Source organism: Lutimaribacter marinistellae (genome assembly GCF_042648365.1).
In the GTDB taxonomy this organism is placed as follows: domain Bacteria; phylum Pseudomonadota; class Alphaproteobacteria; order Rhodobacterales; family Rhodobacteraceae; genus Lutimaribacter_A; species Lutimaribacter_A marinistellae.
In genome coordinates this window covers 58,456-82,246 of the sequence record NZ_JBHRXI010000049.1, presented here as the reverse complement: position 1 = coordinate 82,246, position 23,791 = coordinate 58,456, and the positions used below count along the sequence as shown (strand labels likewise).

27 protein-coding genes and 1 other RNA gene are annotated in these 23,791 nt (G+C 59.3%); 10 read left to right on the top strand and 18 right to left on the bottom strand.

The annotated features are described in order from the left end of the window. Positions 1 to 74: 74 nt before the first annotated feature. From ACFORG_RS21730 to ACFORG_RS21670, 13 genes are all read right to left on the bottom strand, one after another. Positions 75 to 560, bottom strand: a complete 486-nt coding sequence (locus ACFORG_RS21730; RefSeq protein WP_386737686.1) for an OmpH family outer membrane protein — start codon at positions 558 to 560, stop codon at positions 75 to 77. A gap of 116 nt (positions 561 to 676) precedes the next feature. Further along, a complete protein-coding gene (gene bamA, locus ACFORG_RS21725; RefSeq protein ID WP_386737685.1) occupies positions 677 to 3,067 on the bottom strand; it encodes an outer membrane protein assembly factor BamA in 2,391 nt (796 codons plus the stop codon). Positions 3,068 to 3,208: 141 nt separating this feature from the next. Then, positions 3,209 to 3,334 carry a hypothetical protein gene (locus ACFORG_RS21720; protein WP_386737684.1) on the bottom strand — a complete coding sequence of 42 codons (126 nt, stop codon included), beginning with the start codon at positions 3,332 to 3,334 and terminating at the stop codon, positions 3,209 to 3,211. Between the two features lie 90 nt (positions 3,335 to 3,424). Beyond that, positions 3,425 to 4,777: an RIP metalloprotease RseP gene (rseP, locus tag ACFORG_RS21715; protein ID WP_386737683.1), complete on the bottom strand. Its 1,353-nt coding sequence runs from the start codon at positions 4,775 to 4,777 to the stop codon at positions 3,425 to 3,427. 4 nt (positions 4,778 to 4,781) lie between these two features. Next, the gene (dxr, locus tag ACFORG_RS21710; protein WP_386737682.1) at positions 4,782 to 5,954 is read right to left on the bottom strand and encodes a 1-deoxy-D-xylulose-5-phosphate reductoisomerase; all 1,173 of its coding nucleotides are present in this window, start codon (positions 5,952 to 5,954) and stop codon (positions 4,782 to 4,784) included. Then, on the bottom strand, positions 5,954 to 6,736 hold the full coding sequence (locus tag ACFORG_RS21705; protein ID WP_386737681.1) for a phosphatidate cytidylyltransferase: 783 nt from the start codon (positions 6,734 to 6,736) through the stop codon (positions 5,954 to 5,956). Before ACFORG_RS21705 ends, dxr begins: the two co-directional genes overlap by 1 nt. Next, positions 6,733 to 7,464 carry a polyprenyl diphosphate synthase gene (uppS, locus tag ACFORG_RS21700; RefSeq protein WP_386737680.1) on the bottom strand — a complete coding sequence of 244 codons (732 nt, stop codon included), beginning with the start codon at positions 7,462 to 7,464 and terminating at the stop codon, positions 6,733 to 6,735. Before uppS ends, ACFORG_RS21705 begins: the two co-directional genes overlap by 4 nt. 9 nt (positions 7,465 to 7,473) lie before the next feature. Beyond that, positions 7,474 to 8,037, bottom strand: coding sequence for a ribosome recycling factor (gene frr, locus ACFORG_RS21695; RefSeq protein WP_386737679.1), 564 nt, complete (start codon positions 8,035 to 8,037; stop codon positions 7,474 to 7,476). 162 nt (positions 8,038 to 8,199) lie between these two features. Beyond that, entirely contained in the window at positions 8,200 to 9,195 is a 996-nt protein-coding gene (acuI, locus tag ACFORG_RS21690) for an acryloyl-CoA reductase (RefSeq protein ID WP_386737678.1), read from the bottom strand. Between the two features lie 91 nt (positions 9,196 to 9,286). Then, the gene (locus tag ACFORG_RS21685; protein ID WP_386737677.1) at positions 9,287 to 10,390 is read right to left on the bottom strand and encodes a dimethylsulfoniopropionate demethylase; all 1,104 of its coding nucleotides are present in this window, start codon (positions 10,388 to 10,390) and stop codon (positions 9,287 to 9,289) included. Then, positions 10,390 to 10,896 carry a DinB family protein gene (locus ACFORG_RS21680; protein WP_386737676.1) on the bottom strand — a complete coding sequence of 169 codons (507 nt, stop codon included), beginning with the start codon at positions 10,894 to 10,896 and terminating at the stop codon, positions 10,390 to 10,392. The genes ACFORG_RS21685 and ACFORG_RS21680 overlap by 1 nt, the downstream gene beginning before the upstream one ends. A gap of 6 nt (positions 10,897 to 10,902) precedes the next feature. After that, the gene (locus ACFORG_RS21675; RefSeq protein ID WP_386737675.1) at positions 10,903 to 11,538 is read right to left on the bottom strand and encodes a DUF1326 domain-containing protein; all 636 of its coding nucleotides are present in this window, start codon (positions 11,536 to 11,538) and stop codon (positions 10,903 to 10,905) included. Positions 11,539 to 11,563: 25 nt separating this feature from the next. Continuing rightward, on the bottom strand, positions 11,564 to 12,301 hold the full coding sequence (locus tag ACFORG_RS21670) for a DUF2182 domain-containing protein (RefSeq protein WP_386737674.1): 738 nt from the start codon (positions 12,299 to 12,301) through the stop codon (positions 11,564 to 11,566). 106 nt (positions 12,302 to 12,407) lie between these two features. On the opposite strand from ACFORG_RS21670, the gene ACFORG_RS21665 reads away from it, so the two are divergent. The 6 genes from ACFORG_RS21665 (at position 12,408) to ACFORG_RS21640 (ending at position 16,423) form a co-directional block, all read left to right on the top strand. Continuing rightward, entirely contained in the window at positions 12,408 to 13,184 is a 777-nt protein-coding gene (locus ACFORG_RS21665) for a FadR/GntR family transcriptional regulator (RefSeq protein WP_386737673.1), read from the top strand. Next, on the top strand, positions 13,181 to 13,543 hold the full coding sequence (locus tag ACFORG_RS21660) for a DUF4345 family protein (protein WP_386737672.1): 363 nt from the start codon (positions 13,181 to 13,183) through the stop codon (positions 13,541 to 13,543). The genes ACFORG_RS21665 and ACFORG_RS21660 overlap by 4 nt, the downstream gene beginning before the upstream one ends. Positions 13,544 to 13,575: 32 nt before the next feature. Continuing rightward, positions 13,576 to 13,922, top strand: a transfer-messenger RNA (tmRNA) gene (gene ssrA / locus ACFORG_RS21655). A gap of 79 nt (positions 13,923 to 14,001) precedes the next feature. Beyond that, complete coding sequence (locus ACFORG_RS21650; protein WP_386737671.1) at positions 14,002 to 14,433, top strand: ester cyclase; 432 nt, start codon at positions 14,002 to 14,004, stop codon at positions 14,431 to 14,433. 197 nt (positions 14,434 to 14,630) lie between these two features. After that, a complete protein-coding gene (chrA, locus tag ACFORG_RS21645; protein ID WP_386737670.1) occupies positions 14,631 to 15,881 on the top strand; it encodes a chromate efflux transporter in 1,251 nt (416 codons plus the stop codon). Between the two features lie 71 nt (positions 15,882 to 15,952). Then, on the top strand, positions 15,953 to 16,423 hold the full coding sequence (locus ACFORG_RS21640; RefSeq protein ID WP_386737669.1) for an SspB family protein: 471 nt from the start codon (positions 15,953 to 15,955) through the stop codon (positions 16,421 to 16,423). A 5-nt stretch (positions 16,424 to 16,428) separates the two neighbouring features. Here the strand turns inward: ACFORG_RS21640 and ACFORG_RS21635 are convergent, their stop codons facing one another. Next, positions 16,429 to 16,992 carry a hypothetical protein gene (locus ACFORG_RS21635; RefSeq protein ID WP_386737668.1) on the bottom strand — a complete coding sequence of 188 codons (564 nt, stop codon included), beginning with the start codon at positions 16,990 to 16,992 and terminating at the stop codon, positions 16,429 to 16,431. 211 nt (positions 16,993 to 17,203) lie between these two features. On the opposite strand from ACFORG_RS21635, the gene fumC reads away from it, so the two are divergent. From fumC to ACFORG_RS21620, 3 genes are read left to right on the top strand one after another with little or no spacing between them, the layout of a single operon-like run. Next, positions 17,204 to 18,598, top strand: coding sequence for a class II fumarate hydratase (fumC, locus tag ACFORG_RS21630; RefSeq protein ID WP_386737667.1), 1,395 nt, complete (start codon positions 17,204 to 17,206; stop codon positions 18,596 to 18,598). Continuing rightward, positions 18,598 to 18,774 (top strand): DUF4169 family protein, encoded by a 177-nt coding sequence (locus tag ACFORG_RS21625; RefSeq protein ID WP_386737666.1) that lies wholly within the window; start codon positions 18,598 to 18,600, stop codon positions 18,772 to 18,774. Before fumC ends, ACFORG_RS21625 begins: the two co-directional genes overlap by 1 nt. After that, entirely contained in the window at positions 18,771 to 18,992 is a 222-nt protein-coding gene (locus tag ACFORG_RS21620) for a ribbon-helix-helix domain-containing protein (protein ID WP_386737665.1), read from the top strand. Before ACFORG_RS21625 ends, ACFORG_RS21620 begins: the two co-directional genes overlap by 4 nt. Positions 18,993 to 19,068: 76 nt before the next feature. Here ACFORG_RS21620 and ACFORG_RS21615 read toward each other — a convergent pair whose 3' ends face one another. From ACFORG_RS21615 to ACFORG_RS21600, 4 genes are all read right to left on the bottom strand, one after another. Further along, the gene (locus ACFORG_RS21615; RefSeq protein ID WP_386737664.1) at positions 19,069 to 19,950 is read right to left on the bottom strand and encodes a fructose bisphosphate aldolase; all 882 of its coding nucleotides are present in this window, start codon (positions 19,948 to 19,950) and stop codon (positions 19,069 to 19,071) included. Between the two features lie 69 nt (positions 19,951 to 20,019). After that, on the bottom strand, positions 20,020 to 21,369 hold the full coding sequence (locus ACFORG_RS21610) for a cytochrome P450 (RefSeq protein ID WP_386737663.1): 1,350 nt from the start codon (positions 21,367 to 21,369) through the stop codon (positions 20,020 to 20,022). Next, positions 21,366 to 22,607, bottom strand: a complete 1,242-nt coding sequence (locus tag ACFORG_RS21605) for a hypothetical protein (RefSeq protein ID WP_386737662.1) — start codon at positions 22,605 to 22,607, stop codon at positions 21,366 to 21,368. Before ACFORG_RS21605 ends, ACFORG_RS21610 begins: the two co-directional genes overlap by 4 nt. Positions 22,608 to 22,673: 66 nt before the next feature. Then, positions 22,674 to 23,426 carry a cytochrome c biogenesis CcdA family protein gene (locus ACFORG_RS21600; RefSeq protein ID WP_386738078.1) on the bottom strand — a complete coding sequence of 251 codons (753 nt, stop codon included), beginning with the start codon at positions 23,424 to 23,426 and terminating at the stop codon, positions 22,674 to 22,676. A gap of 115 nt (positions 23,427 to 23,541) precedes the next feature. Here ACFORG_RS21600 and ACFORG_RS21595 point away from each other — a divergent pair, with 115 nt between their 5' ends. Beyond that, positions 23,542 to 23,775, top strand: a complete 234-nt coding sequence (locus ACFORG_RS21595) for a sulfurtransferase TusA family protein (RefSeq protein WP_386737661.1) — start codon at positions 23,542 to 23,544, stop codon at positions 23,773 to 23,775. The last annotated feature ends 16 nt before the right edge of the window (positions 23,776 to 23,791 follow it).

Genomic DNA, 23,791 nt, shown 5'->3' with positions numbered 1-23,791 from the left:
TCCTGTTCTTCGTCGGGAGATGTTTCGGCAACCGCCTTAGCAACCCCGCTCGCACAGGGCAAGCATGGCGGGCTTCACTCTTCCGGGCTATTGCCAAGCTGCGCACCGTCGCCGATGGCCGCATTGATACGGGAAATCGCCAGACCGGTTACATCAGTTCTGTCAGCACTGATGAAGACATTTGACCGCTCCAGAATGACACCGGCGCCGGTGTCCCGCATGAGTTCTGACAGGATCGGTCGCGCAAGTCGAAAGAAGGTGGCCCGCGCCTCGTCATCCTTGATCGCAAGGGCATCAAGCTTTGCCTTCTGGTTCTCGCGATGGCGCTGAACCTTTTCGTCGAACGCCTCTGCCAATGCACGAAATGCATCGGGCTCCATTTCCGAACGTCGCTGCGTCAGATCCTGCTCTTCCCGACTGAGTTCAGCGACAATGCGCTCATTCTCTGCCGCAAGCACCGCACTCTCAGCCTCAAGATCCGCCAGAACACGCTGCCCAAAAGCTGAATCGACAAAAAGCCGATCCGAAGAAATCGTCAGGATTCCGGATTGATCAGTCAACCCAAGTTGCTGTGCGGCAAGTGAGGAAGGGCCAGTGGCGACCAACATAACGGCGAACAGGGCCCCCAAGGGGCCCTGAAACATCGCGCGCAGGCGAGAAAGGAAACGCATTCGTCTCAGAACCGAGCCTGAAGTGTCAGGTCAAAGCTCTGCTCCTTGTCAAAGTCTTCCTTGCTCAAGGCCTTGGAGAAGTTGAAACGCAGCGGTCCGAACCCGGTCGTCCAAAGGATCGAGAAGCCAACAACATGGCGGAACGATCCATCGGCTCCGACGATACAGGCACCGGATGGCGTCGTGCAGTTCATCGGGTCCAGGCCGGTATTCACATCGGACAGGTTCCACAGGTTGCCGACGTCATAAAAAAGGCCACCCCGGATCCCCAGTTCTTCGGGCAGACCAAGCGGGAATTCGGCTTCGAAGCGGGCGACTGCATAGTAGTTTCCGCCTAGCGCGTCATCCTGGCCATTCGACAGGTCACGCGGACCGACACCTGCCGGTTCGAAACCTCGGAAAGTATCCGAACCCAGTACGAAACGATCGATCGTGCGGCTGAACCCGTTTCCGCGCCAGCTGAAGGCGCCTGCTTCGAAGGTGGCGCGCAGCGTCACTTCTTCTTGCAATACGAGAGTTTGCGCAATCGCCTTGGCCGAGGTCTTGACCCACTCGTTATCTCCACCCAAGCCGGCGGCGTCGACACCTGCCTCGAACAGCCAGCCCGCATTGGGGTTGAGACCGCTGCGGCGGCTGTCGAAAATGTACTTCAACCCGAGGGAACTGCTGGTCAACTCGCCCTGGGCGATTTCCGATGCAATCACGACACCGTTGGGTACCGTCGGACGAGAGATCATCTCGCTGTTGTCCCAGTTGTACCGCAACTGCAGCGCCGATTGCTCACCGATGTCGAAGGTGAGCGCCGGATTGAAAAACGCGCGCTTGGTGTCGAACGACGCAAAGCTCGAATTCTGGCGGGCAAGACCCAGATCAACATCGAACCTCAGGCGACGGCCGAGCAGGTAGGGTTCGGTGAACGAGATCACGTATTGCTCTGCATCCTGCGCCGTCGAAAGCGTCAAACCAAGGCTCTGGCCGCGACCAAGGAAGTTGCTTTCCTGCAGTCCGAGAGCGACACCAAATCCATCGGCAACCGAGTAACTACCACCGATGTTCAACGACCCTGTGGGCTGCTCCACGACGTCTACGTCTACGATCACCTGATTGGGCGACGATCCTTCGCGCGTTTCGACATTCGCATCGCTGAAGAACCCGAGCGCACGGATACGTTCCGCCGCATTTCTGATCTCGCGCGGATTGAACGGGTCGCCTTCGACCGTCAGGAACTGGCGACGGATCACGCGATCCAAGGTCGTCGTGTTGCCCTCGATGTCGATGCGCTCGACGAACACCCGGGGTCCTTTGACGAGCGCAAATTGCACATCGAGTGTGAGGTCCCGATCATTCCGCGTAATTCGCGGCTCGACGCGAAGAAAATCGACATTGTTCTTGAGACCTTGCCGCTCGAGGCGCGCAATGGAATTCTCCACCAGGGAGGGTGAGTAGATCACGCCGGGTCGCACCTTAAGTGCGGCCTGGTACTCCGCAGGGTCAACGCCGGGGATTTCGCTGATTGTCGATATTCGGCCGAACGAAAACTGCTGGCCCTCGGTTACGTTCATAACGAGGAAAAAGGCATCGCGCTCGCGCGTGAACTCCACGTTCGAGCTGTTCACGCGGAAATCGACATAGCCGCGCGACAGGTAGAAATCGCGAAGGACTTGTTTGTCGAACTCGATCCTATCGGCGATGAACGTGTCGGACCGGATAAAGGTACGAAGCAAGCCCGCCTGTTTGGTTTCCAGAACCCGACGCAAGCGGCGGTCCGAGTAGGCACGGTTACCCACGAAGCTTACGCGCTCGACCTCGACCGTGTCGCCCTCGGCGATCTCGAACACAAGATCGACCCGGTTGTCGTTCCGGCGGATGATACGCGGAACGACCGTCGCGGCTACCCTGCCCTGCGCCGAGTAGATTTCAGCCACGCGCGCGGCGTCGGCTTCGGCCTGATCCGGAGAAAACACGCGACGTGGTTGAGATGTGATCGCCTCGGTCAGCGCGTCATCCTTGATCCGGCGATTTCCCTCGAAACTGATCTGGTTGATCGTCGGGCGTTCCTGCACTTCGACCACAAGGGTGTTGCCGCGCGGCGTCAGTTCGACTGTTTCAAAAACGCCACTGTCAAGAAGCCGCTGATAAGCGTCATTGAGCTGTCCGCCAGTGACGGATTGACCGCGTTCGATTCCCAAACGGTTGACGATCGTCGATGTCTGTATGCGCTGGTTCCCCTCGACCTGAACGTTGGTAAAACTGTAGGACTGAGCCCGGACTTCGGTAACAAAAAGCGCTAAGGTCATTGCAAAGACGGCGAAAAAAATCCCTGCCGTTTGCGTCAACATCTTGCTGCAGGTGAACCTTTTACCACAGGATCTACCTGCCATTGTCCCGTTATCCATTTTTCGCACAACCCAAATTCAAGCAGACATCGGGTCGTGAGTAACGGCATCGGGAGGCGTTGTCAAAAGCACAAAAAGTAGCGCGGCCTCATGGGCCGCGCCGCTCCGTTCGAGGTATGTGTAGGTAGTCTTGGAGGGGAATCAGAAACTGCCGAGCCACGCTCCCGCGACAAGCGCGAGCGCGATCATTCCGACATATAGAATGCGGTCCCAGTTGAGCTCCATGACAAGGCTCAGGCCGCGGTATGAATGCTGCAATACCTGCATCGCATCTGGTCCTTCGGTTCGGATATTATCCAGACACTAACGGTCGAATATGGCCAGATTTGGGCATATCGTCGCCGATGCGCACATTCCTCAGCAGAAGAGATCGTTGGTCACCGAGAAAACCATCAGCGAAAGGATCAACGTCAGGCCCGCGACCATGAGAACCCGCAACACCTTGTCGCTGGGAGGCCGGCCGGTCACCGCCTCGTAGGCATAAAATACCAGGTGGCCGCCATCCAGGACCGGGATCGGAAAGAGGTTGAGAAGCCCAACTGCTGTCGACAGAACCGCAATGAACCAGATGAAGCTCTGTGCCCCCTGGCTTGCCATTGCGCTCGAGGTTTCGGCGATACCGATCGGACCCGAGATGTTGCAGGTGCTGATCGCACCCGTGATCATGTGCCAGATTCCCGAAAGCGAACCCTCCACGATCCGCCAAGTCTGGCCTACGCCATCGGAAAATGCGTCGACGAAACCCATCGGCTCTGACGCAGGTTCGACCGCCATGCCGCCGACAATGCCAATACGCCAATGGGTGATGAAACCGCCATCTGGCTGCGGTTCGTCTGTCCGTCGGGGTTTGAGCGCGAACTCCAGCATTTCGCCATCGCGCCAGACATCCAGCAGCAGGGCACGCCCATCTGAACCTTCGACCTTTTCCTTCAGCTGCGAAAAGGCAACTATCTTGTCACCGTCGATCGCCGTGATGATGTCGTCCGATTTAAGCTCGATATCCATCGCGGCGCTGCGCGGAGCGACTTGCGCGATCCGCGGTGGATAAAGCCAAGGGCCACGGACAGTCGTCTCGTTACCATCGCGCCGAATGGTGTATTCAACCGTTCGATTTACCGGATGCTCATCGAGAAATGCTTCCCACTGTTTGGTATCGGCAAAACTGGGCAGAGTACGACCGTCGACCGCAACAATCTCGTCGCCGATCTGCAACTCCTGCACTTGCTCCGGCAATGGGTGCAACTCACCAACGGTCAAAGGATCGCTCGGGGCGCCGCGCGCCATGAAGATGGCCCCGAACACCAGCACCGAAAGAACGAAGTTGAACACGGGTCCGGCAGCTACGGTCGCGGCCCTTGCCCACAGGGGTGCGCCATGGATGGTGCGCCGTAGGTTTTCCGGGTTTTCGCGGTACAGCTCTGCTATCGACTTGTCGTCTTTGCCCGATGCCGCATTCGCATCCCCAAGGAACTTCACGTAGCCCCCGAATGGCAAAAGCGCCAACTGCCAGCGGGTACCACGTCGATCAACCCTGCTGAAAAGAACCGGACCGAACCCCAGCGAGAACACCTCGGCATGGATGCCGGACCAACGTCCGACGATATAGTGACCGAATTCGTGAACGGCGACGATCACCGACAGTGCGACCACGAATGCAACGATCGTATAGAGAAGCCCGCCAAACTCGGGTATCAAGGAAACCGCGTCCAAAACCTCACCCTGCCCAATTTTTCACTTCTTCGTCGACCCATTGCCGGGCGACATGGTCCGTTTGCATGACGTTATCAAGGGTCATTTGGGCGTCAATAAGTCCCGACTCGGTCTCAAACCTGTCCAGAACGGCCTCCACGACAGCAGCCATGCTCGGGAAACGGAGCCGCCGAGCGATAAAATGATCGAGGGCACGTTCTTTTGCAGCGTTGAAAGCCGCACCACACAAGCCCCCCCTGCGCATAACAACCCAGGCCAGCCCCAAAGCGGGATAGCGCGCGGGGTCAGGTTCCCTGAAGCTCAAGCGGCCAAGCGCAACGAGATCCAACCGCTCGACAGGTAACGCGCGCCGCTCTGGCCAATGCAATGCGTATCCGATGGCATGTCGCATGTCGGGCGCACCGAGATGGGCCATCAGGGCGCCGTCCTCGAACCCCACCAATGCGTGCACCATCGACTCGGGGTGAACGACGACCTCGATCTTCTCGGGAGCTATGCCGAAAAACTCATGTGTCTCTATGACTTCCAGAGACTTATTGAACATGGATGCGCTATCGATCGTGATCCGTTGCCCCATGTCCCAATTCGGATGGCTCGATGCCTCTTCAACGCTGGCATTAGCCAGGCGGTCCAAAGGCCAGTCACGGAACGCGCCACCGCTTGCGGTGATGATGATGCGCTCTACCTTGCTCATCTCTTCACCGGCGAGCGCCTGAAACACCGCGGAGTGTTCGCTGTCTACGGGCAGGATGGTTCCACCATGCCTTTGGGCCGTTTCCTTGACCAACGACCCGGCACAGACAAGCGACTCCTTATTCGCAAGCGCGAGAGTAGCACCCTGTTCCAGCGCTGCCAGTCCCGGGGCAAGACCTGCCGAGCCCACGATGGCCGACATCACCCAATCGGCTGGTCGCGCACCGGCCTCGATTATCGCGGTTTGCCCCGCAGCCGCTTCGATACCGGTGCCGGCAAGCGCGTCCCTCAGGTCGTCAAGACGATCTTCATGTGCGGTGACAGCCAGTTTGGCCCGCAGTCGACGGGCATCAGCAGCAAGCTGCCCGATGTTTCCGGCCCCTGTCAAAGCGACCACATCATACTCGTCCGGGGTCCGCGCGATGAGGTCGATGGTGTTCTGTCCAATCGACCCGGTCGCTCCAAGGATCGAGACACGGCGCATCACATCCCTCCCGGCACGTAGAAAACGCCGATCACAAGAACGAAGACGGCCGCCCCCATCATTCCATCGAACCGATCGAGAAATCCGCCATGCCCGGGGATCAGGTTCGATGCATCCTTTACGCCCACGCGCCGTTTCAGGGCGCTTTCGGCCATGTCACCAGCCTGGCTGGCCATGGACGCCAGGACCGAAACGATGACGAACCCGGGACCGAACCCGCCATGGATCGCGAAGGCCAGACCGACCAACCCCGCAGCGCCCCATCCGCCTGCCGTTCCCGACCATGTCTTTTTCGGACTGACCCGCGGCCAGAATTTCGGCCCACCAAAGGTCTTTCCGACAAAATAGCCCGCGACATCGGTGGCGACGACAATGCACACCAGCCAAAGCATCCACTCGAGGCCGAGACCCGCACGAATGGTGACAAAACCAAGGCCCGCCGCCACGATCCAGACTGTGAACCCGGCAAAGGCCCTCCGGCGGCGTTTCACCTGTCCCAGACCGACAAGGATCGGGGCCGAAAGAACCGGAAACTGATATAGGGCAGGCAAATGCAGGCTAAGCAGCAAGGCAGCCGCCGTCAGGAACCCCAGCTGAAGCGAAGCCGCTACGGCTTCGGGATCGAGAAGGCGCACGAGCTCCCAGACCATGATCCCGCAGACAACTGCTACAAACACTTCGAACCAGACGCCGCCGAGCCAAAGCTCCACTGCAAAGACCGCAACAAGGACAAGCGCAGACAGGACCCGCGCCAATAGGTCGGACCATCGTCCTTCACTCATGCCTTGACGGCTCCGAACCGTCGGTCACGAGCGCCGAAACTCAGGCAAAGCCGTTCCAGTTCGGCGGCGGTGAAATCCGGCCATAGGGTGTCGATGAACTCGTATTCCGAGTAGGCCGACTGCCAGAGAAGGAAATTCGAGATACGCGCCTCGCCGCTGGTGCGAATGACGAGATCAGGGTCGGGCAAGACATGCGTGTCGAGATAACGCGGCAAGGTCTCTTCATCAACGTCATGAGGGCACAGACGCCCCTCGGCAACGTCCCGCGCCAGCCGCTTGGTCGCTCGGGCGACCTCGTCCCGACCGCCGTAGTTGAGTGCGATCGTCAGGTGGACCCGGTCGTTCCCGCGGGTCAACGCTTCGAGCTGGTCCATCATTTCGACCAGCTTGCGATCAAGACGCACCCGGTCACCGATGAAGCGCACCCGCACACCTTCGGCATGCAGTGCGTGCGCTTCCTTGGTTATGTAGCGGCGGAACAAGCTCATGAGCCCTGCCACTTCGACCTGTGTCCGCTTCCAATTCTCGGTCGAAAAAGCAAAAATTGTCAGATACTTGATACCCAGCCGGGGACAGGCCTCGACGACCTCGCGAACGCGTCGCGCACCGGCATGATGACCGAAAAGACGCGGTCGGCCGCGGGCCTGCGCCCAGCGACCGTTTCCGTCCATGATGATGGCCACGTGGCGCGGGCCGGCGCCCGGTTCGGTATGAGGGTCCTTGGGCATCTGCAGGGATCAGACCTGCATGATTTCGGCTTGCTTCGTCTCCAGAGCGTCATCCACCGCCTTGATCATGCGATCCGTGAGATCCTGTACTTCGGTTTCCCAGAATTTCTGGTCATCTTCGGACATGCCGTCCGATTTCGCCTTTTTTATCTGGTCCATACCGTCGCGGCGTACATTGCGGATTGCGACACGCGCATGTTCGGCGTACTGCCCGGCAACCTTGCCCAGTTCGCGGCGACGCTCTTCGTTCAGCTCCGGAATCGGCAGCATGATGATCGTGCCGTTGGTTTGCGGATTGATTCCCAGCCCGCTTTCACGGATGGCCTTCTCGACCTTGCCCACCAAGCCCTTGTCCCAGACATTGACGGTGACCATGCGCGGCTCGGGGACGTTCACGGTGCCGACCTGGTTGATCGGCGTGGCCTGACCATAGGCCTCGACCATTACCGGCTCAAGCATCGAGGCCGAGGCCCGCCCGGTGCGCAGCGAGGCAAATTCGGTTCGCAGATTGGCCATCGCGCCGTCCATGCGCCGTTTGAGATCGTCGGTATCGAGTTCGAAATCATCAGACATGCTGCTCTTCTCCCCGTCTTGCAGGTGCCATCCGCAAGGCTCTTACCCCAGCGGTTTCGGGATGTATAGCGATGTTGGGCGGCTTTGCGTATCCCCAAAGCCGTCCACACCGACAGGGCCGTCCGGAAACCCGGGACGGCCCTGCCTTTCAAGTCCGATCAATTATGCGTTCACATCAACGACGACGCGCCCCTTGACCTGCCCCTTTAGGATGTCTGCGCCAAGCGACGGCAGGTTCGACAGTGTGGCGGGCTGCACCATCGCTTCTAGCTTGCCCATCGGCAGATCGTTCGCAATCCGCTCCCAGGCACGGACGCGGTTGTCATACGGCTGCATGACCGAGTCGATACCCAGAAGGTTCACACCACGAAGGATGAAAGGCGTTATCAGCGCGCCCTCGATCGCCGCGCCACCGGCAAGCCCCACGGCAGCGACCGAACTGCCATACTTCATCTGTTTGAGAACGCGACCCAGCATTGCGCCCGCAACCGCATCGACGCAGCCGGCCCATTGTTCGCTTTCCAGCGGCTTTCGCGTGACCTCGGTCAGGTCTTCTCTCGCCACGATGCTGGTTGCGCCCAACTCCTTGAGGTAGTCGCCGGTTTCCGGCCGTCCGGTGACAGCGGCCACTTCGTGACCCAGTTGCGCAAGGATAGCAGTCGCGACCGAGCCTACACCACCCGCCGCGCCTGTCACGAGAACCGGCCCGTGCCCCGGCTCCAAACCGTGATCCTCGAGGGCCATGACGGACAGCATAGCGGTCAACCCGGCAGTACCGACGGCCATCGCCTGGCGTGCATCGATACCCTCGGGAAGCGGAACCAGCCAGTCGGCTTTCACTCGCGCCTTTTGCGAGTAGCCGCCCCAGTGCGCCTCTCCGACGCGCCAGCCGGTCAACACGACGCGATCGCCGGGCTTGTAGCGCGAATCCGAGCTTTCCTCGACTGTTCCCGCGAAATCGATCCCGGGCACATGCGGGTACTTGCGGACCAGTCCACCGCCCTTCGCGCTCATGCACAGGCCGTCCTTGTAGTTGACCGTGGAGTACTCCACGGCAACCGTCACTTCTGCGTGGGGCAAATCGTCAATGCCCAGTTGCTTGACCGAGCCGGAGGCCAGACCCTCTTCGTTCTGCTCCATCACCAGCGCGTTGAACATTTCCTATCTCCTTTTCTTCCGGGGTCGGATCCTCGCCCTTCCCCTGTCGTGAAGTTTCCATTCCGTCGGGAACCGCCTGTCCCCGTCCCGGTCAATTCCAGAACGACTCGCGGACCGTCGCGCGGCGCATGCCTGCGGGCGTCTCGACCTCTACCTCTGTGCCGTCATCCCAGTGGCTCAGCCGGATCATCCCGATGGCAACGTTGGTTTCGAAATCCGGCGACCATGCGGCCGAGGTGACCTGACCCACCTTCTTGCCACCTGCAAAACAGGGCCATACACGGTCGCAGGGCGGCACCGCGTCGCCCGCGATCTCGATCGCCCGGATTTGCTGGACCGGGCCTTCCTTGGCGACCCGCAACAGCGCGTCGCGCCCGATGCACCCGATTGCCGTGTGCGTATTGCAGAACCGTCCCAACCCGCACTCATGCGGCGTGTTGTCGTCGGTCATGTCGTTTCCATACGAGAGCAGGCCGCTTTCAATCCGCTCGATCAGGTTGGGACACCCGGCGCGCACGTCCAGATCCTCGCCCGCGGCAAACAGCGCATTCCAAAGTGGCATGCCGATATCGGATCCATCGACATAGATTTCGAACCCGCCCTGCTTGGAGTATCCCGAGCGCGCAACGGCCAGTTCGCGCCCCTCGAACGTAAACATGCCGAAGCGGAAAAACCGGATATCGCGCACCTTGTCGCCAAAAACCCGGGCCATGAGGTCGTCCGCCTTCGGCCCCTGTACGGCCAGCGGCGAAACATCCGGTTCGTCCACCAGAACATCGAGCCGCCAACCATGCGCAATCGCCTTGACCCAAAGCAGCAAGTCACTGTCGGCGATGGAAATCCACCAACGATCTTCGGCCAGTTTCACCGCGACCGGGTCGTTCAGCATCCCGCCTGTCTCGTCCACGATGGGCACGTAGTAGCATTGCCCGGGCAGCATCCCTCTCAGATCGCGTGGCGTCAGCATCTGCATCAGCCGTGCCGCATCCGGCCCGCGCAGTTCGATCTGACGTTCGCAGGCTACGTCCCAGACCTGCACCGCGCGCTTGAGGTGGTGGTAATCAGCCACGACGCTCTCGAAGACCGTGGGCAGCAGCATCCGGTTGTAAACCGTGTAACCCTTGACGCCTGCAGCCTCGACCCCGTCCGAAAACGGCGTCCGGCGCACCCGTCGCGAGGGAGATATCGTGGCCATCAGGCATCCTCCGGCATGAAGAACAGGTCCGACACGGGCGCCTTCGCGTCCGCCTCGGTCAGCATTTTGTGGATCTGACCGTGATGGTGGGTCTGGTGATTGTACATGTGTACAACGAGCATACCCAAAGGCTTCGTCACCTCATGTCCGGCCGCGCCGGAGAACCAGGTCAGAGTTCCGGCCAAACGCTCATCGCTCAGCCCATCCGCCCACGCGACAATCCGAGCATCCATGTCTTTGCGCGCGCTTTGCCAATCGACAAGATCAGCGCACAAAGCTTCGCTGCCCGTAATGCCACCAGCGGGTTTGTCGCCCCCATCGAAACGGGACATCCACATCAGGTCGCCCCACAACAGGTGATTTGCTGTCCCGAGGATCGATCCAAAGTAGGCTCCCCGCTCCCGCCGCAGTTCGACATCAGGCAGCGACAGAAAGCATTCCGTCAACTGCCCGTTCTGCCAGCGGTTATAGGCAGCCATCATCCTGACATAGGACGCCGAGATCATGACGGTTTACCGCGGACCGTGCCAGTCGATCTGACAGATCTCGGCCGAACGTCCATCGAAATCCCAGACGCGACCGAAAGCGCGCACGCGACCCTTGGTGGCCTTTGCGACGGTGATGTCGGGACCCATCCAATACTCGGTATTCGTGACCACGATATCCTTGCCGTCCTTGCCTTCCACCGGCACAACCGCACCCTGGATCTTTCGACCGACCTGGAGTCTGCGTTCATTGCCTTCAGTCTCGAACACGACCTGCTCGCGCTGCGCGCCAAGGAACTCTCCAACGAGAACACCGAACAAGCCGGTCGTGCCACGGGCCGCGCCGCTGAAGATATTGACCAGCGCGTCATATGCGGCTTCGCTTGCGCGGTCGTCGATGAAGGCCGCCGCTTTCCAGTTGCCACGCCCCATGTTGCCGGGAATCTCGAGGAAAAGACCAACGTTCAGGCCAGACAGATCCTCTTCCCCGTAAACGCCTTCATCGATGCGAACGCCTGCCCAAGCCTGGCAATGACCTTCCGTAGGCGGGTGCTGACCCAATGAGACCACGCACGGGCAGAAAACCGTACAATTGCAGTTCAGGATCAGTTCACCCTTGATGGTCCAGGGAACTGTTCCGACCTCCATAGTATCCAACGCCATCGTCACATCCTCCGTTTCTTTTTCGTCAAAATACACCGGCAGCGATCAGACCCGCCGCGGAGATCAGGCAGTAACCGAGCGGCCTCGTGATCCTCCGACCAATCTCGGGCAGTTTCTCAAGAACCATCAGAACCGTCGCCAACCCCATGAAAGCAAGGTTCATGACCCCGCCAACGAAAGCCAGCGCCATGAGCGCCCAGCAACATCCAAGGCAGACCAGACCAAGACGCAGGCCATTGCGCCAGGGGCCTTCTTCGTAATGCGTCATGAAAAACGTCAGGGGATGGCGGCACTTGCTCAGGCAACTCTCCTTGAGCGCCGAGAACTGATAGGCTCCCGCTCCGATCAGCAATAGCGCGGACACCCAAGCAGACGCGCTCTGCCCCAACGGATCCAGCAGCCCCGCGCTGTACAGTGCAAGTTGAGCACCGGCAGCCATACCGGAATATCCCAACCACACGGTTAGATACCCGCCCAACAGCCGCCAAAGATCGGTAGATGCACCGCTGTGCCGAAGATCATCATAGGTCGCGATCGCCGGGAGAACCGTCGGGGCCATCATGGCGGCGGACATCAAAGACCACATGAGCCACATTCTGGCAAAACCCGCAGCATCCGGCGTAACGACGCACAGGTTCCGCCAGAACTCGGCGCCATAGACCGACCCCAAAAGACGCGTCTCTGCCGGGACTGCCATCAGATAGAGCAATGACCATGCAACAAGGATCACCGCAAACACCGCCAGCCAATGTGGCGCGCTCATCGCTCTGATCCTTTCTGCCAGCATGGTTCCTCCCTCCAGACCGACTCGCCTCTTGCCAAATCAAATGTCAGACTTTTAAATGTCAGACAAATAAAAAATCGCGACCATGAAACTTGACCCCCAAAACCCTGCCGACCTGTCGGCCCAGATCGCCCAGGCCATTCGTGATGCCATTGTCTGCGGCGAGTTGATTGTCGATGCCCGGCTGCCATCCGAATCCGAGTTGGCGGCGCAGTTCCACGTATCACGCCCGACTGTCCGCGAAGCGCTCAAGCGGCTGGCCGCTCAATCGCTCATCCGCACCCAGCGCGGAGCCTCTGGCGGGGCCTTCGTCAATCGGTTGAGCTTCGAAGAAGCCTACAGCCAACAGATCACCACGTCGACACTGCTGCTCTCCATGAACGAGGTCAGCTTCGACACGGCTTGCGAGGCGCGATATGCCCTTGAGCGAGCCTGCGCGCCCTTATCGGCCCAGCGGCGAAGCGCGGATCACCTTGCCACGATGCGGGCCGAGATCTTTCGTCAGTCGCAACCCGGATTGACCGACGAGGCGTTCTGCGCGTCTGACGTGGCCTTTCACCGTGCCCTCGTGGATGGTGCGCACAATCCGGTACTGTCCTACCAGCTGGCCGGAGCGGTCGAGGCGATGCAGCCGCTCATGAACATGATCACCTTTACCGCAAGGTCACGCGAAAAAATCGTTATCCTCCACAGCCGGATCGCCGACGCGATCGAGACGCAGGACGCGGATCAAGCCGCCTTGGGGCTGAGCGATCTGGAAAGCGAAACCCGAGCATTGGCGCAGAGTGTCTTCGCAGCCCGCGCCCTTGCCGCAAAGGACAGGGGTGTTAGCTCACAACCGGAGCCTGAGGGAAAACCATGATAGCTGCACTCAATACCATCGCCGCACTTCTGACGATCGGCTTCGGATTGTTCGGTTTCCTGGCCCCGTCATATACCGCGAACGCTCTTGACCTTGCGCCGTCGGGCAGCACGATGGGACTGAGCGAGATACGTGCATCCGTTGGTGGCCTGTTCGTCGTCAGCGGCGTCGCCGTCCTGATCCTTGGCCACCCAATGGCTTGGACCATGCTGGGCATAGCCTATGCCGGTGCCGCCTTGGGACGTTTTGTTTCCATAGTTGCAGACAATCCTCCGGTTGTGAAGGCATTCATTTTCGGCGGCATCGAGGCCGCGCTGGCCGCTTGGCTGATCCTTGCCAATATCGGTCGAACGGGTTGAAGGCATCGAAGCACCGTTTTTTTCTTTACAGCCCAATTGCATGACCGCGTCCCCTCGCCTATATTTCAACTGTTCTTCGGAACTATGGGCATAAACGCGCATGTAATAAGCGGATCGGACCCGGGGGCGGTACCCGGCGGCTCCACCAACATCCCATCGTTGGGGGATCATGGGGCCGAAACAGGATCGACGAACGTGTAAAGATGTGGCTTTGTCCCGGTGAGATACCACCGTTATCGGTTCATTAAGCATAATTGCCAACGACAATCGTGCTCCGGTTGCAGTTGCCGCGTAAGCGGTAACAAGACCGAAATCTAAGCCCTTGCGCCTAGCAGCGTAAGGCGGGGTTCGCAGGTACCTGGCAACAGAAACCTGCATTTCCAATCTCCTATCAGGTTTGTTCAGGGTTTCTTCACCGGTTGGGTCTCATGCTGAGGACTGCAGCGATGGAGGCTTCGATGTCAAAAGCGGAACTGTTGAAGGAATGGTATCAAGAGGTGTGGGAACGCCGGAACTTCGATGCGATCGAACGGCTGTTCAACCCGGATACAATGGCCGAGGGACTTGTTCCTGACATGCAGGTCGGTCCCGGCGATTTCCGCGATCTAGTGATGGCGTTGGGGCATCTTTTCGGCGAAATCGAGGTCGAGATTCCAAAGATCGTGGAAGGTGGCGACTGGGTTTCGGCGCTGTTGAGGTTTCATTCCACCCGTGCCGACAACGGTGCCCCCATACTCGCGACCGGACAGGTCATGGCAAGGTTCGACGGCGATCGCATGGTCGAAGCGTATAATCATTTCGATTTCGTTTCGCTTTTCGAACAAACCGGGCAATTTCCGCAGGACACCTTGCCTGTCTGCATGACAGGACAGCGCCTTGACTGGGCGTGATGCCGTTGACCCGATGCTCCATGCGATCTAGCACCGCGGCCAACCGCCCGGTGAGCAAAACCTGACACGATCTCGTCGTACATCACCGATAGGCAGGGAAGTGTTGGTGACAAAAGGCGAAACATGGACGCTATCAGTTCAAAATCGGGCTACGGGAAGCCGGTTTCCTGGGGTCAAATTCACTCTGTGATAACCTGATGAAAGTCACCTCGCGCGATCTCATCGAGGTTTTTGGCAGGATCGGGCTCTTGTCATTCGGAGGGCCCGCCGCTCAGATCGCGCTCATGCACCGCGAACTGGTAGAGCGCCGCAATTGGTTGGATGAACAGATTTTTCTGCGGGCGTTGTCACTGTGCATGATGCTGCCCGGGCCCGAAGCAATGCAACTTGCCACCTATGCCGGCTGGCGTTTGCGCGGCGTCCCGGGGGGCCTGATCGCTGGCACCCTTTTCATCCTGCCCGGCGCCGTGGTGATTGCCGGGCTCTTTGCCGTTTATGTCACTCTTGGTATTCAGCCCTTGGTTCAGGCGGCATTCCTGGGCATCAAGGCGGCCGTCATCGTCATCGTTCTCCAAGCCTTGCGAAACCTGGCGCGCAAGGCGCTAACGTCGAAGACTGCGTGGGTGATGGCGGGGATGAGTTTCACGGCTATCTACGTTCTTGACCTCCCCTTCCCTCTTATCATCGCCACGGCGGCGCTTTGGGGTTTCGCACGGACCCCCACCGTCGAAGAACCGTCGGATCAGGTTTCTCAAGTCGCTGCGACACCGTTCCGAACAGTGGTCACCTGGTTACCCCTCTGGCTGGGTCCGCTTGCCGCGCTCAAATTGCTCGGGCCGGACATCCTGGCCGAAACAGGATGGTTTTTCGCCAAGCTGGCCGTCGTGACCTTCGGCGGCGCCTACGCGGTGCTTGCTTACATGACACAGACGGTCGTTCAGGACTACGGGTGGATCACCACTGCACAGATGATAGACGCTCTTGGTCTGGCAGAAACCACGCCCGGGCCGCTAATTCTCGTGACGCAGTTCGTCGCTATGTTGGCTGGCTACGGAACAGGCGGCTTGCCGTTGGCTTTCGCAGCAGGCTGCGTTGCCCTTTGGGCGACTTTCGTCCCTTGCTTCCTGTGGATCTTCTTGTCAGCACCGTATCTTGAGAGAATTTCGGCCAATGCCCGACTGGAAGCTGCACTCAAGGGCATAACGGCCGCTGTGGTAGGTGTGATCCTCAACCTTTCGATCTGGTTTGCGCTGCACGTCCTGTTCGGCAACCTTGTCGAGGCTACTCTAGGTCCCGTCAAACTGTCGGTACCGGACATTTCGCAACTCGACCTCAAGGCGTTGATCCTGACCCTTGCGGCCGTCATTTTGCTGATTTGGTTCAAGCGAAGCCTTGGTTTTACGCTCTTCCTTCTGGCTCTTGCGGGGATGGCCCTGTATCTGGTCTGAGCGATGCATCAGCGGCCTTTTATATCGCACCGAATCTTCTATGCTGACCGCAAGTCAAACGGGAACAAGCCATGTCGCGCGACATTGATTATGGAAAACTGATGCATGCGGCTATGCGGGGTCTGATCAAGACCGTGCTGGCCGATGTCGCCCGCGACGGCCTGCCCGGCGCGCATCATTTCTTCATAACGTTCGACACCGGGGCACCGGGCGTCGAAATCGCCGATTGGCTCGCCGATCGATATCCCGACGAGATGACGATCGTCATGCAGCACTGGTTCGAAAACCTCGACGTCGGTGATGACGGGTTTTCAATCACCCTGAACTTCGGCGATTCTCCCGAACCGCTCTACGTGCCTTACGACGCGATCAAGACCTTTGTAGATCCGTCGGTCGAGTTCGGCCTGCGACTGGAAAGCACCTCGGACGAGGACGATCTCGAGGATGAGTTGGACGCGCTGCCCGAACTTGATGATGACGAGGAAGACCTGCCGCCGCAGCGCGATGCCGAGGTTGTGTCGCTCGATAAGTTCAGGAAGTAGCGGGCCTACTCGGCGCGCAGAAACGTTTCGACCGAGCGTGCCTCTTCGCCATTGCGGATTCTCGTGAAGGATAGGTTCAACCCACCATCCGCGAGCGTGCGGTCATATTGTTGAAGTTCGTATCCTCCATCGTCATCGATGAAGAGCGAATAGACCGTCAAGGTTTCCCCATCGATGCGCCCCCAGACGAACGGCTCCCCCTTCATCGGATCGAGTTGGACGGCATGCCCGAACACGTTCCGTTTCATTGCGGCGGAAAATACTCCCTCGCGTGCCGAGGGCAGGAACGCCAGTGAATAGGCCTGCTCTTTGACGCGACCGTCCGTCTTGTAGGTCGTGGTCGTCCAACTCACGGTAAACCCGTCGTCCAATGCGGCAATGTCCACGCTCATGTCGCGCGGTGTCACGGTTCCGTCAGCATCCCGCAACTCGGCCGACCCGACATAGGAGCCTACGAATGGCTCGATTTCGTTGGCACCGGCCGTGGCCGCGAACAGGATCGCCGTCACGACAAGGCCCACGATCCATCGCAGCGCCGACCCGGCGGGGGTCAAGATCTCAGCTCGCATGTAGAACCTCGCAAATTCGAACCCCCCCCATAGTATAGGATGGGATGTTCAGGACAATCTGCCAACAGGACAAGGCTGCGAAAATGTGATCCGCAACTTGGATGCTTGTACCCGTTTGGGCGTCGCGCCTAGACTGCGCGCGAATGCCCGATTGCACCAGCGCGGTCGCGGCAGTAAACGGCATACGACCGCATACCAGACGGAGTGACTTATGTCCCGGACACGCACCGAAACCGACAGCTTCGGCCCGCTCGAGGTTCCCACAGACAAGTATTGGGGCGCGCAAACGCAGCGTTCGATCATGAACTTCCCCATCGGCTGGGAAAAGCAGCCGGTTGCCATCGTGCGCGCGCTTGGCGTGATCAAGAAAGCCTGTGCAATGGCCAACAAGGCGTCCGGCAAGCTCGACGCGAAGATTGCAGATGCAGTCATCCAGGCAGCCGGAGAAGTGGTCGAGGGCAAGTTCGACGACAACTTCCCGCTGGTCGTCTGGCAGACGGGATCGGGAACGCAGTCGAACATGAACTCCAACGAGGTGATCGCGAACCGTGCCATCGAGATCCTTGGCGGCGAGATCGGGTCCAAGGATCCCGTACACCCCAACGATCATTGCAACATGGGGCAGTCATCCAACGACACCTTCCCCACCGCGATGCACATAGCAACCGCCATGATGGTACGCGACGTGCTGATGCCGGGTTTGACCAAACTGGCCGAAGGGTTGGAGGCAAAATCCGAAGAGTTCAAAGACATCATCAAGATCGGACGCACCCACACTCAGGATGCCACGCCGCTTACCTTGGGCCAGGAATTCTCGGGCTATGCGCACCAGATCCGGCAGGGAATTAGACGAGTCGAAGCCGCGATGCCGGGCATTTACGAGCTCGCCCAAGGCGGCACAGCCGTTGGCACCGGCCTGAATACGCAAAAGGGTTGGGGCGAGACGGTTGCTGCCAACATGGCCGAGATCACCGGCCTCCCCTTCGTGACGGCACCGAACAAGTTCGAAGCGCTCGCCGCGCATGACGCGATGGTGTTCCTGTCCGGGGCACTCGCGACCATCGCGGGTAGCTGCTACAAGATCGCCAACGATATTCGTTTCCTCGGTTCGGGGCCGCGGTCCGGCTTGGGAGAACTGATCCTTCCCGAAAACGAACCGGGCAGCTCGATCATGCCGGGCAAGGTGAACCCCACCCAGGCAGAGGCGCTGACACAGGTGGCCGCGCATGTGATGGGCAACGACGCCGCAATCAAGTTTGCCGGCAGTCAGGGGCATTTCGAGCTGAACGTCTATAACCCGATGATGAGCTATAACCTGCTCCAGTCGATCCAACTTCTTGGCGATGCAGCCGACAGTTTCACAGAACGGATGCTGATGGGAATCCAGGCGAACGAGCCGCGGATCGACAAGCTGATGAAAGAGTCGCTGATGCTCGTCACCGCCCTCGCGCCGACGATCGGGTATGACAACGCCACGAAGGTGGCCAAGACGGCACACAAAAACGGCACCACACTCAAGGAAGAAGCCATCGCCTTGGGTTTTGTCGATGAAAAGACCTTTGACGAGGTGGTCCGCCCCGAGCAGATGATCGGGCCCAAAGACTGATGTCAAAGCCGGTCAATCTGAACCGGTATCGCAAGGAAAAGGCGCGGGCCGAGAAAAAGGCCCGCGCTGACAACAATGCCGTCACATTCGGTCGGACCAAGGCAGAAAAAGAAAAGCAGAAGACCGAGAACATCCTTGCTTGGAAAAAACTCGACGGTCACGAGATCGAAGAATGAGCGGTCCACCGGTCAAACGGTCCCTTACCCTCAAGGGTCACCGGACCAGCGTTTCGCTGGAGGAGGAGTTTTGGCGGGCCTTCCGGGAAATCGCCAAGGAAAAAGACATCCCAATCAACAGGCTGGCCGCAGAGATTGATGTCGCGCGCCACCCTGAAACAGGCCTCGCCTCGGCAATCCGCGTCTATGTGCTGAACTGGTTCAAGGACCGTCGGTAGGTACTCCAGCACGGTGTCGGTTGATGTCTCTCCGAAGATAAGCCCCGGCACTGCCAGACAATCCCGGGGCCCGGTTTTACGCAGAGGCCGTGTGGATCTTGTCGATATTGGCTTTGAGGGCCGCATCGAACTCAGCATCCGATTGTTGCTTGGACAAGCCTTCTGTCAGCGCGCGAGAGAACGAGGCAATCATCTTGCCGTTCTTGGCAAGCTTGTCGCAGGCGTCATCTGTCGAGTACCCGCCAGAGAGCGCAACAACACGCAATACACGCGGATGATCGGCAAGCGTGTCATACAGGTTCGGCTCGGTCGGTATGGTGAGCTTGAGCATCACGTTCTGCCCATCCTCAAGCGTGTCGAGATGCTTGAGAAGCTCAGCCTTGAGCATTTCTTCGGCTTCGCTCTTCGTTTCGGAATGGATGTTCACCTCGGGTTCGACAATCGGAACCATCCCTGCCGCGATCACTTCCTGTGCAACGTCGAACTGCTGCGCAACGACCGCTGCAATCCCCTCGGCATTTGCCTCGTGGATGACAGAGCGTTCCTTGGTACCGAACACGCTGGGATATTTGGCAAGCGTATCGCCCAGACCCGGGATGGGCTTCATCATCTGAACACCGTTTTCCTGATCGGCCAGACCCTTGTCGATTTTCAGGAATGGCACGATGCCTTTTTCCTGCCAAAGGTAATCGGCGACACCCTTGCCTTCGATCATCTCGTGCAAGGTCCGTTCGAACAGGATCGCACCGATGATCTTTTCCTTGGTGAAACCGTCGGCAAGGATGATACGCGCCCGCATTTTCTGGATCTCGTCGAACATCTCTTGCTCGGATCCGTATTCCGAGGCATCCACGCCATAGAGCGCCAGCGCCTTGGGCGTGGAACCGCCGCTTTGATCCAGAGCCGCTATGAAGCCTGCGCCATTCTGCATCTGGTCGCGCTGTTCCGCCTTCGACATGTCACTATCCCATGAATTGATTCCGTTCGCCCCTCCGCATACAGCAAGCCCTTGGACGATGGTAGTTTGTTAGCGCTCAAGAACGCGCAGCCAGATACCGTCCGCCGCCCGCACCGTGAGATGCGCTACAGGAACGGGTTCGCGTCCTTCGACGCGTTCGAAGCGGAAGTGACGCAAGAGCATCGAGAGGATAAGAGGCCCCTCCACCATGGCAAAGCCAGCCCCTGTACAGACACGCGGGCCTGCCGAAAATGGCAAATAGGCCTCGCGCCCACACTTGCGCCCGTTTTCGGTTTGCCATCGCGCAGGATCGAAATCGTCGGGGTTTTCCCATAGCCTTTCGTGCCTGTGCAGATGCCATGGGCTTAACACGATCTGTGACTTCTTCGGGACATCACGGTCGCGGAATCTCTCGGGACACGAAGCCTCACGCACCATCATCGGCACCGGAGGGTAAAGACGCAGCGCCTCGCGAAAGACATCGCGGCTTATCCTCAGGCTGGACATGACCGAAAACCCTGCGCCCTCGAGCGCATCAGCCTCTTCTGCCACGCGGTCTTGCCATTCGGGGAACAGCGCCATCAGGTACAACGTCCAGGCAAGCGCCGAGGCACTTGTTTCATGTCCGGCAAGAAAGAAGATCGCGACCTGGTCGACCATCTCTTCGGTGTCAAAAGTCTCTCCCGTCAGCGGATCTGCAGTGGTCATGATCTTGGTTGCAAGATCGTCAGGTGCGGTCCCTTCTTCGATCTGGGCCATGCGAGCGGCCGTCAGTTGCGTAATCAAACCGCGGATCTCTGCCGCATTTGCGCGCGTCCTTCGCGAATGAAATCGCGGCATCCACGCAGGCAACGGCACGAATGCTGCCAGATTGAGAATTGGCTGCTCGCGCTGATAGGCACGGAAGCGATCGAAGACCCGTGTAGCAATCTCATGTTCAATGGGAATCGAGAACAACGTGCGGAAAATAACGTCGGCCGCTGCGTGGCTTGTTTGCGCCTCAATCTCGACCATTTCGCCGACATGAACTCTCAAGCGTTCAACGGCGGCCTCGGCAGCGGCGCGCATGGCGGGAAAGGTGTCTCGCAACCGGCCGCCTTCAAAAGCGGGGTCAATTATGCGCCGCTGCCGTTTCCAGGTCTCACCATTGGTCAGAAAGACGGAGTTGCCAAGAAGCGGCTTCAGGCCCTCGGATATCCGGCCCGACTTTGGAAAATCGTCGGGTCTTTCCTTCAGAACCGTTTCGACCAGCGAGGGCTGGTTCACAAGGTAGGATCGAAAGAAAGGCGTACGGAACTCGGCCATCCACGCCCGGTAAAGGCGGGCCGGCTGCGCCGACAGAAGGTCCTGACGAAATAGCTTCATGTAACGCCAGAGCGATACCCTGTCAGGCCGTGCCTTCGGTTTCGGTGGGATCATGCTGCAGCCACGCTCGTGAACCGCGAGACGGCCTTTTCGATCCGAGATTTCGAGGGCGCGCGACCGTAGAACCGCTCCCCAAGGGTCAAGGGGCCGGCCGTAATGCGGAAGTAATCATAGTCGCCCGGCTTGTCGAAGGCACAAAGGTACTGAAAATGCAGGCGAAAAAAACGCCAGCGAAGGGTCTGCCAGGTCTCGGGCGACAACGTCTGTGTAAACGCCGCCGAGATGACGAGGGGCCAGCGTTTCCCTTCTGGGGCAACACCGCTGACCGAAACCGGATCGCACAGAGCAAAGGCACAGCCATCTCCGGGTGCCGTGACATCAAGCCATGTCAGCAGATCAGACTGACACAAATCCCGCAGATCCGCGCGGAGTTCGTGCGCATCCGGCAGAAACGACACCATTGGAACGACCTGACCAAGTGTCAGAAAGGACAAAGCGGGTCCCCCTGCGGGCACCCTGCCTGCACGGACCAGCTCGGCCAGTACCGATACGCCAAGATGCGCCCCGGAACTGTGGCCAACCACGAGCACTTCGTCCACCGGATCTTGCAAAGCACCAGCGATAGCGTCGCCAAAGCTCTCCAGGCGTTCACGCAGATCGTTGGGTATCGCGCCCCTGTTCTGCGCCGTGTGCGCATAGTCGTGCATCAGGTAATAGGCAAAGAACTTGCCATCGCGCGCGCGGAACCACCGCAGGACAAATACAGCCGCGACCGCGCCACCAATCGCGCCGACCAGAGTTGCACCGAACTCCGTCAATATGGTGCTGGCCAAACCGGCGACCTGCAGGCAGAGCCAGAAGGCCAGAATGGCAAGCGCAAGCTGGGCCAGGAGCATGGCCACCGGATAAAGGGCTGCGATCACGGGCCCCTTGCGCAGCCGCATCAGACGAAAAAGGGCCCCTGAACCGATATAGATCCAAGCGGTGCGCGCGAGTTGCAGATAGGTTGCCGGGATGGAGTTCGACATGCTGTCGCGGACCAGGTCGGACCAGACCAACACTTCGATATCGCTTTCGACCTGATGATCATCCTGAACCGAGGTGACGTGCCAGCCGTAAGGTCCCTTGGTCGTCTTGGGCGTCAGGGCGATCTCATATCCCGAGATCGCGGCCTGCGCGGCCGCTTCCTTGCGATAGAGTTCGCGGTACCGGCGTGGATGAAACGGATCATAGCCGGGTATGTAGAATACCCGGCGCCGTTTCACCGTCTTCACCGTTTCGCTGTTGCTCATGTTCCGACCCTCTGAACACAAGCCTAGACCAGCAATCGGGCGGGTTTAAGACCTCAAAGCGGCGGCTCACCCCAGAACGGCCAGAGCGGGGAAGGTCTCGAGCAGCCAGAAAGAGAAAGTGGTGAAAAGCCCGGTCACCAGCATCACGCCGACCACAAGAAGCAAAGCACCCATCGCCTTTTCAATCGCGCCCATATGAGGTTTGAGCCGGTTCATCACGGCCATCGACCGGCCCAGGAACATCGCAGCAAGCAAGAATGGTATCCCCAGACCTGCCGCGTAAACGCCCAACAACACCGTTCCACGGGCTACCGAAGCCTCTGACGCGGCCAGCGACAGGATTGCCCCCAATTGCGGCCCGATGCAGGGCGTCCATCCAAAGGCAAAAGCCAGTCCCAGAACATAGGCACCGAAGGCCGAGCCGCTTGCCTCGCCGGTCTGCATCCGCGCTTCACGGTCAAGGATCGGGATACGGAACACTCCCAAGAAGTGCAGGCCGAAAACAATCACCACCGCCCCGGCAATCCGGGCGAACAGGACTTGGTTCTGCAAGAAAAACGCCCCGAAGGCGGAGGCCGTGAATCCGAGGAACAGGAACACGGTCGACAGCCCCAACACAAAGAACAGCGCCGACACGACCGCCTTTCGTCTTGCTGTATTCGTACCCTGTATCTCGCCAATGGTAACGCCGCTCATATAGGCGAGATATGGTGGCACGATAGGCAGAACACAGGGACTGAGAAAGCTGATGATCCCGGCCATCAGCGCCACGGTCATGGCGGGCAGCAATCCCGCGTCGATGATATCGATTCCGAACATGCCCTGCACATAGGCCATCGCGCTGCCAAGGTCACGAGGCAGCGCAGTCACATCCGCGTGCCGGTATGCATTTTCCGATCTGGACAGACCCTGCCGACCTGCCTAGGTCTCGGTCATGAAAACCGTTGATGATACGTTGGACGCATTGGGGTTGCTTTGCCCCCTGCCAGTCCTCAAGGCTCGAAAACGCCTCAAGTCTCTGCCGGTCGGTGCGACACTTACCCTTTTGGCCGATGACCCCGCCGCAGTCGTCGACGTGCCGCATTTCTGCACCGAAGCCGGGCATGAACTCCTGTCGCAGGATCATGACGGCGCGCACCAAGTCTACGTGATCCGCAAAGGCCGATAAGAAAAGGGCGGACCGT

What these genes read in the sequence shown, in the direction of transcription:
- bamA (WP_386737685.1), bottom strand. Translation starts at nt 3,067, where the DNA reads ATGGATAACGGGACAATGGCAGGTAGATCCTGTGGTAAAAGGTTCACC.
- ACFORG_RS21720 (WP_386737684.1), bottom strand. Translation starts at nt 3,334, where the DNA reads ATGCAGGTATTGCAGCATTCATACCGCGGCCTGAGCCTTGTCATGGAG.
- dxr (WP_386737682.1), bottom strand. Translation starts at nt 5,954, where the DNA reads ATGCGCCGTGTCTCGATCCTTGGAGCGACCGGGTCGATTGGACAGAAC.
- ACFORG_RS21705 (WP_386737681.1), bottom strand. Translation starts at nt 6,736, where the DNA reads ATGAGTGAAGGACGATGGTCCGACCTATTGGCGCGGGTCCTGTCTGCG.
- uppS (WP_386737680.1), bottom strand. Translation starts at nt 7,464, where the DNA reads ATGCCCAAGGACCCTCATACCGAACCGGGCGCCGGCCCGCGCCACGTG.
- frr (WP_386737679.1), bottom strand. Translation starts at nt 8,037, where the DNA reads ATGTCTGATGATTTCGAACTCGATACCGACGATCTCAAACGGCGCATG.
- acuI (WP_386737678.1), bottom strand. Translation starts at nt 9,195, where the DNA reads ATGTTCAACGCGCTGGTGATGGAGCAGAACGAAGAGGGTCTGGCCTCC.
- ACFORG_RS21685 (WP_386737677.1), bottom strand. Translation starts at nt 10,390, where the DNA reads ATGGCCACGATATCTCCCTCGCGACGGGTGCGCCGGACGCCGTTTTCG.
- ACFORG_RS21680 (WP_386737676.1), bottom strand. Translation starts at nt 10,896, where the DNA reads ATGATCTCGGCGTCCTATGTCAGGATGATGGCTGCCTATAACCGCTGG.
- ACFORG_RS21675 (WP_386737675.1), bottom strand. Translation starts at nt 11,538, where the DNA reads ATGGCGTTGGATACTATGGAGGTCGGAACAGTTCCCTGGACCATCAAG.
- ACFORG_RS21670 (WP_386737674.1), bottom strand. Translation starts at nt 12,301, where the DNA reads ATGAGCGCGCCACATTGGCTGGCGGTGTTTGCGGTGATCCTTGTTGCA.
- ACFORG_RS21665 (WP_386737673.1), top strand. Translation starts at nt 12,408, where the DNA reads ATGAAACTTGACCCCCAAAACCCTGCCGACCTGTCGGCCCAGATCGCC.
- ACFORG_RS21660 (WP_386737672.1), top strand. Translation starts at nt 13,181, where the DNA reads ATGATAGCTGCACTCAATACCATCGCCGCACTTCTGACGATCGGCTTC.
- ACFORG_RS21650 (WP_386737671.1), top strand. Translation starts at nt 14,002, where the DNA reads ATGTCAAAAGCGGAACTGTTGAAGGAATGGTATCAAGAGGTGTGGGAA.
- chrA (WP_386737670.1), top strand. Translation starts at nt 14,631, where the DNA reads ATGAAAGTCACCTCGCGCGATCTCATCGAGGTTTTTGGCAGGATCGGG.
- ACFORG_RS21640 (WP_386737669.1), top strand. Translation starts at nt 15,953, where the DNA reads ATGTCGCGCGACATTGATTATGGAAAACTGATGCATGCGGCTATGCGG.
- ACFORG_RS21635 (WP_386737668.1), bottom strand. Translation starts at nt 16,992, where the DNA reads ATGCGAGCTGAGATCTTGACCCCCGCCGGGTCGGCGCTGCGATGGATC.
- fumC (WP_386737667.1), top strand. Translation starts at nt 17,204, where the DNA reads ATGTCCCGGACACGCACCGAAACCGACAGCTTCGGCCCGCTCGAGGTT.
- ACFORG_RS21625 (WP_386737666.1), top strand. Translation starts at nt 18,598, where the DNA reads ATGTCAAAGCCGGTCAATCTGAACCGGTATCGCAAGGAAAAGGCGCGG.
- ACFORG_RS21620 (WP_386737665.1), top strand. Translation starts at nt 18,771, where the DNA reads ATGAGCGGTCCACCGGTCAAACGGTCCCTTACCCTCAAGGGTCACCGG.
- ACFORG_RS21615 (WP_386737664.1), bottom strand. Translation starts at nt 19,950, where the DNA reads ATGTCGAAGGCGGAACAGCGCGACCAGATGCAGAATGGCGCAGGCTTC.
- ACFORG_RS21610 (WP_386737663.1), bottom strand. Translation starts at nt 21,369, where the DNA reads ATGATCCCACCGAAACCGAAGGCACGGCCTGACAGGGTATCGCTCTGG.
- ACFORG_RS21605 (WP_386737662.1), bottom strand. Translation starts at nt 22,607, where the DNA reads ATGAGCAACAGCGAAACGGTGAAGACGGTGAAACGGCGCCGGGTATTC.
- ACFORG_RS21600 (WP_386738078.1), bottom strand. Translation starts at nt 23,426, where the DNA reads ATGTTCGGAATCGATATCATCGACGCGGGATTGCTGCCCGCCATGACC.
- ACFORG_RS21595 (WP_386737661.1), top strand. Translation starts at nt 23,542, where the DNA reads ATGAAAACCGTTGATGATACGTTGGACGCATTGGGGTTGCTTTGCCCC.